The following is a 1,651-nucleotide window of genomic DNA, read 5'->3' on the forward strand; positions in this document are numbered from 1 at the left end:
TTTCTTTGAGTTTTCTATAGGAGAATGTTTTAAGAGCTTTTTCGTATTCACTTCTTATTGATTCAACTTCTTCATCTGTGTAGTAGAGTTCATAGGCATGACCATTTTTAAGAAGAGTATCAATGTAGTGGTTGTAAATGGGGATTCTCTCTTTCTGTCGATAGGGACCGTAGGGTCCTTCTTTAAGATAACCTTCATCCCAATCAAGGCCTAACCAGGTAATATCCCTTACCATACTCTCTATAGCAGCAGGGGTAGAACGCTTTTCATCTGTATCATCCAATCGAAGAATAAAAGTGCCTCCATTATGGCGAGCAAAAAGATAATTGAATATAGCTGTTCTTGCATTACCTACATGTATTTCTCCTGTAGGAGAAGGAGCATAACGAACTCTAACCATTTGTACCTCCAAACACAGTATTTTACCAAAAAATTAAAATATCATATAATTTAAAAGGAGGTTAGAAATGAAAATATGCCCTAAATGTGGAACCGAAAACGATATGGATGCAAAAATTTGCAAAAATTGCAATTACAATTTTGAACAAACAGAAACAAATTTCGAATGGGTGCTTCTAACAACATGTGCATCAGAGTTTGAAGCCGACGTATTATCAAATCTTTTAGAAGCAAACAACATAAAAACACTTGTTAAAAGACCTGGTCCAATGGGAAATAATTTTTTAGCAGTAAATCCTTTCTCGAACATACTACTTGGGCCAAGTGGTGAATTTAACATTTTTGTAATGAGAATTGACTTTGAAGAAGCAAAGAAAATAATGGAAGCATATTCAGGAGGAGAAGATGGAACTAATGAAGATGACAATGAGGGAAGTTAAAGAATACCTCACAAAAAATCAAACCATCATAATACCAATTGGAGCAACAGAAGAACATTCGGATGCGCTTCCCCTTGGAACCGACACCATCACAGCAGATGCCCTTGCAATTGAATTAGGTAAAGTTTCTGAAAGAATTGTTGCACCAAGCATCAACGTAGGAAATTGCCACTCAATTACGATGAATTTCACAGGCACGATATCTATTTCACCTATTAACTTAATCAATTTTTTGAAAGACTACATAAACTCCCTTTATTACCATGGATTTAGGAACTTCTTTTTTGTAAATGGACATGGAGGGAATATAAGTATTCTAAGAGCAACTTTCGATGAACTTGCTCCAATTCTTAAGAACACCAAATTCATAACAGTTTCTTGGTGGTTATTAAAAGAACTAGAATCACTTTACGACCATGCAGGTCATGCAGGAAGAGGAGAAATTTCTATGATGATATATCTTGACGAAAGCCTTGTTAAAAAAGCATACTTTACCGAGGAGAAAAGAAAGCTACCTAATTATTATGTCTCAAACGATCTTTCAGAAAAATACATCACAAAAACTGGTATTATAAACGATTCTCAAAATGGGAGCAAGGAGTTAGGAGAAAAACTATTTAAAGCCTCCATTGACAGTATGCTTCGTATCCTTAAGGATTTTGAAGAGACTTAGGTATTACCTCTACATAAACTTCTCTTGTTCTTGGACCATCAAACTCCATAAAAAATATACCCTGGTATGTGCCTAAAGCAAGTGTGCCGTTTTGGATAATTACAGTCCGTGATGAGCCAATTATTGAAGCTTTTATATG

At 35.3% G+C, this 1,651-nt stretch carries 4 protein-coding genes; 2 read left to right on the forward strand and 2 right to left on the reverse strand.

All coding sequences use genetic code 11. The features are described 5' to 3' along the window. Positions 1-400, reverse strand: a 400-nt coding sequence (locus K6343_01650) for a glutamate--tRNA ligase (GenBank protein ID MEF3244677.1), incomplete at its 3' end; no start/stop codon positions are given. A gap of 67 nt (positions 401-467) precedes the next feature. On the opposite strand from K6343_01650, the gene K6343_01655 reads away from it, so the two are divergent. Next, the gene (locus K6343_01655; GenBank protein MEF3244678.1) at positions 468-839 is read left to right on the forward strand and encodes a DUF2007 domain-containing protein; all 372 of its coding nucleotides are present in this window, start codon (positions 468-470) and stop codon (positions 837-839) included. Then, positions 805-1,512: a creatininase family protein gene (locus K6343_01660; protein ID MEF3244679.1), complete on the forward strand. Its 708-nt coding sequence runs from the start codon at positions 805-807 to the stop codon at positions 1,510-1,512. Before K6343_01655 ends, K6343_01660 begins: the two co-directional genes overlap by 35 nt. On the opposite strand, the gene K6343_01665 is transcribed toward K6343_01660, so the two are convergent. Then, positions 1,490-1,651 (reverse strand): YjbQ family protein (locus K6343_01665; GenBank protein MEF3244680.1); only part of this gene is annotated, 162 nt, incomplete at its 5' end. The two genes, K6343_01660 and K6343_01665, sit on opposite strands and share 23 nt — an antisense overlap.

The sequence above is a fragment of the Caldisericaceae bacterium genome (genome assembly GCA_036574215.1).
Classification (GTDB): Bacteria; Caldisericota; Caldisericia; order Caldisericales; family Caldisericaceae; genus Caldisericum.

What these genes read in the sequence shown, in the direction of transcription:
- K6343_01655 (MEF3244678.1), top strand. Translation starts at nt 468, where the DNA reads ATGAAAATATGCCCTAAATGTGGAACCGAAAACGATATGGATGCAAAA.
- K6343_01660 (MEF3244679.1), top strand. Translation starts at nt 805, where the DNA reads ATGGAACTAATGAAGATGACAATGAGGGAAGTTAAAGAATACCTCACA.